Below are 4,213 nucleotides of genomic sequence, written 5' to 3' on the forward strand. Positions count from 1 at the left end.
ATGCAGGGGCGCCCGCACCTGTCCGCCGTGCCCGACCCGGAGCCGGAACTCTGCCCGCAGTGCCGCACGCCCCGCGAGGGCGGTGCGCCGTTCTGCGAGGAGTGCCGGTGGAACTTCCTGACGAACACGGCCACCTCGTACACCCCGGCCGCCCCGCGCCCGCCGGCGCCCGGCCAGGGCGCGCCCCGCTTCCAGGCGCCCGGCAGCCAGTCCTACGGCGGCGACTCGTTCGAGTACCAGGGCTCGCGCCCCTCGCAGATGAACCGTCCCGCCGAGCCGATCCCGCCGTTCGGCAGCGAGCCGTCGGGGCCGACGCCGTTCGCCGGTGAGCGCGGCGGGAACGGTCCGTCGGCGTTCGGCGCCGGGCCGGGTCCCGGCGGCCCCGGTGGTCCCGGTGGTCCCGGCGGCTACGGCGGCCCGGGACAGGCCGGTCCGGGTGTCACCTCCGGTGGCCCGCAGCAGTTCCAGCAGCCCGGCGCCCCGGGTCCCGGCGGCCCCGGCGGCCCCAGCGTCTTCGGCGTCGACCCGTCGCGTCCGGTTCCGCCGCCGCCCGGCCCGACGCCGCCCGTCGGCGGTGCCCCGCAGGCGTTCCAGCAGGCCGGCCCGCCCGCGCCGCCCGCCTTCCCGCAGGAGACCGGACGGCCGCCGGCCGGCGGTCCGTCCTTCGGCGGCGGTGACGACGACTGGGTGATCTCCCCGCCGTCGTCCGCGGGCCCGTCCGGTCCCGGCGGCCCCGGTGGCGGTCAGGGCGGCGGATACGGCTATCCGCAGCCCGGCGCGACCCAGGCCCCGCCCGGACTCGGCTACCCGCAGGCGCCGCAGCAGCCGGTGACCTGGATGGCGACCATCGGTCCGGACCGCGACTACTTCATGGCGATGATGCATCGCTCGGGTCCCGAGGCCACCGGTCTCAACCTGCCCGCGTACTCGCCCGAGCAGCAGCGCACGCTCAGCGGCAACCAGGTCACCATCGGCCGCCGCCGGCACTCCACCGGCGACACCCCCGACATCGACCTGTCGGTGCCGCCGGAGGACCCGGGCGTCTCGCACCAGCACGCGGTGCTGGTCCAGCAGCCGGACGGGACCTGGGCGGTCGTCGACCAGAACTCGACGAACGGCACCACGGTCAACGGCTCGGAGGAGCCGATCCAGCCTTTCGTGCCGGTACCGCTGCAGGACGGCGACCGGGTGCACGTGGGCGCCTGGACGACGATCACGATACGGCGGGGCTAGCGGGCCCGGGGCCGGTCCTTCGGCCCCGGCCGCCCGGGACCGCGCTCGCGGATCAGTCCGGGAGGGGCCAGGTGTACGGCCCCTCCGGGTCGTCCAGCCAGGCCCAGGTGCGCTCGCCGCCGACCGTGATGCCGTACCGCTCGCGCCGGGGCATGCCCTCGCCCTCCCACAGCGCGTACGCCTCCAGCGGATCGAGGGCCGTGCGGGTCAGGGCCAGCAGGAAGCGGAACAGCTCGTGGTCCCGGGCCCGGGGCGGCACCGCGGCCGAGGCCGCCGGTACCGGTTCGGGGCGGTGCTCGCCGCGCAACGGCACGAAGTAGGCCGGGGCGTTCAGGAAACGGCCCTCGGCGTGGCCGGCGTCCCGCACGGTCAGCACGATCAGGCCGGTGGCCAGCGGAGCCAGGATGCGGGCGCCCGGACGGCACTGGGCGAGCCAGGCGCGCGGGACGGACGAGAGCGTGCAGGTCGCGATGATCCGGTCGAAGGGCGCGCGCTCGGGAACCCCGCGCGCTCCGTCGCCGGTGACCACGACCGGGTGGTGTCCGGCGGCCGCCAGGTGCTGGCGGGCCGACTCGGTGATCTCCGGTTCCAGGTCGATGGTGGTGACCAGGTCGTCGTCGCCGAGCCGGTGGGCGAGCAGGGCCGCGTTGTAGCCGGTGCCCGCGCCGATCTCCAGGACCCGGTCGCCGTCCGCCACCCGCAGTTCGGCGAGCATTCTCGCCATCAGCGAGGGCTGGCTGCTGGAGCTGACCAGTTCGCCGTCGCGCAGCCGCGTGGCCAGCGGTGCGTCGGCGTAGGCGCCGCGCACCCAGCGCTCGCGCGCGGCCGGGTCGGCGCTCTCGCACCAGCAGCGTTCGTAGCCGCCCAGGACGCCGATGTAGTAGTACGGCACGAACAGGTGCCGCGGCACCGCCGAGAACGCCTCCCGCCACACCGGGTCGTCGGCCCACGCCCCGCTCGCCTCGATCTCGCGCACCAGTGCCGCCCGCGCCGAGGCGGCGAGATCCGCGAGTTCGCCCATGCCCATGGGTCCACTGTGCGGCGCCGACTCCCGCGGGGCGAGTACCCATGGTCCTAAGCCTCGAGTCCTCGGCCACCCGGTCTGAGAGCATGTACGGGTGAAAGAGATCCGGCGCGGCACGCTTCAGGAGCAGACCTTCTACGAGCAGGTCGGCGGTGAGGAGACCTTCCGCCGGCTGGTGCACCGTTTCTACGAGGGCGTCGCGGAGGACCCGATCCTGCGCCCGATGTACCCCGAGGAGGACCTGGGCCCCGCCGAGGAGCGGATGACTCTCTTCCTCATCCAGTACTGGGGCGGCCCGACGACGTACAGCGAGCAGCGCGGCCACCCCCGCCTGCGCATGCGGCACGCCCCCTTCACCGTCGACCGGGCGGCGCACGACGCCTGGCTGCGGCGCATGCGGGTGGCCGTCGAGGAGCTCGGCCTGTCCGAGGAGCACGAGCACACGCTGTGGAACTACCTGACGTACGCGGCGGCCTCGATGGTGAACACCCCTGACTGATCACCGAGCGATCACCGCCGAGTGAACGCCGGATTCCGGTCGTACGACGCCGGAATCCGGTCACAATCCGGTCAAGCCCCGTTCACGATCGCTTACCCCGAGCCGGTCCCCTCTGACAGCATCGCCGGAAGGTCTGGAAGTCCGGACAACACGGGGGCAGGGTGGCGGGGTTCGTCGTCTCACGCGCGCGGGCGCACCGCCTGCTGCTCGCCGCCGCGTTACTCACCGTCCTGCTGACCACGGCGGTCCTGGCCACGCTCACCGCGTACTCGGGCGCGATCGGCGACGCGGCCCTGCGCCACTCCCTGGCCGATTCCCGGAGCGCCGCCGACACCGCGCTGATCGTCAAGGCCGACGTACCGGCCGGCAAGGACGCGGCCGCCGACGCCGCCGTACGCAAGGGTGCCCGCCGGACCTTCGACGGGCTGCCGGTGACGGTACGGACCCTGGTGCGCTCGGGACCGTACGCGCTGCCCCGCTCGGCGCGGGCCACCGGTCTCCCCCAGGCACCCGGCTCCGCCGACGCCGCGGGCGGTTCCGGCGAGGACCCGGACCTGACCTTCTTCGCGGCGCTGGACCGGTCGCAGGTGCGGCTGGTCTCCGGACGGCTGCCGCGCCCGGCCGACGGGGCGGTGGAGGTGGCGCTCCCGCAGTCCGCCGCCCGGCTCCTCGGCCTGCGGGCGGGTTCCCGGCTCACCCTCGCCGACCGGCTCGACGGACCGCCGGTGCGCGTCCGCGTCACCGGCCTGTACCGCCCCGCCCTCGTCACGGCCCCCTACTGGCGGCTGGACGACCTGCTCGGCCGGGGCGTCAAGAAGTCCGGCTTCACGACGTACGGGCCGCTGCTCGCCGACCCTTCCGTCCTCACCGGCAAGAAGGTGAGCGCCGGGTCGTCGGCGTGGCTCGCCTCGGCCGACTTCGCCGCGGTGACGACCGGGCGGATCGGGACGCTGCGCGAGACGGCCCGAAAGGGCAGCGCGGCGCTGCGCGGGCCCGGCGGGCCGAGCGGGCTGACGGTCTCGACGACCTCCCTGCCCGACGTCCTGGACCGGATCGACCGCTCCCTGCTCGTCTCCCGCTCCACCCTCCTGATCGTCGCGCTCCAGCTCGCGCTGCTCGCCGGGTACGCCCTGCTGCTCGTGGCCCGGCTGCTCAGCACCGAACGGGCGGGCGAGACCCGGCTGTTGAGGGCACGCGGCGGCTCCCGGGCCCGTATCGCGGGCCTCGCCGCCGCCGAGGCGCTGCTCCTCGCGCTGCCCGCGGCGCTCTGCGCGCCCCTGCTCGCCGGTCCGCTCACCGGCCTGCTCGCGGGCCGGGGACCGCTGGCCCGGATCGGACTGCACCTGGACACCCCGGCGGGCGGACGAGCGGGGGTGTGGCTGGTCGCGGGCGGCGTGGCGCTGGGCTGCGCGCTGGCGGTGCCCGCGCTGACGGAGCGCGAGGGCGGGACGGAGGAC

At 75.6% G+C, this 4,213-nt stretch carries 3 protein-coding genes and 1 pseudogene; 3 read left to right on the plus strand and 1 reads right to left on the minus strand.

Translation table 11 applies throughout. The annotated features are described in order from the left end of the window. Positions 1-1,233, plus strand: a complete 1,233-nt coding sequence (locus IPZ69_RS46480) for an FHA domain-containing protein (RefSeq protein WP_235460972.1) — start codon at positions 1-3, stop codon at positions 1,231-1,233. 52 nt (positions 1,234-1,285) lie between these two features. On the opposite strand, the gene IPZ69_RS46485 is transcribed toward IPZ69_RS46480, so the two are convergent. Next, entirely contained in the window at positions 1,286-2,260 is a 975-nt protein-coding gene (locus IPZ69_RS46485) for a methyltransferase domain-containing protein (RefSeq protein ID WP_235460973.1), read from the minus strand. Between the two features lie 91 nt (positions 2,261-2,351). On the opposite strand from IPZ69_RS46485, the gene IPZ69_RS46490 reads away from it, so the two are divergent. After that, entirely contained in the window at positions 2,352-2,756 is a 405-nt protein-coding gene (locus IPZ69_RS46490; protein WP_235460974.1) for a globin, read from the plus strand. Between the two features lie 161 nt (positions 2,757-2,917). Then, positions 2,918-4,213: pseudogene (locus tag IPZ69_RS46495) on the plus strand (ABC transporter permease); the annotation flags it as partial.

The organism is Streptomyces olivochromogenes (genome assembly GCF_021538895.1).
Taxonomy (GTDB): domain Bacteria; phylum Actinomycetota; class Actinomycetes; order Streptomycetales; family Streptomycetaceae; genus Streptomyces; species Streptomyces olivochromogenes_A.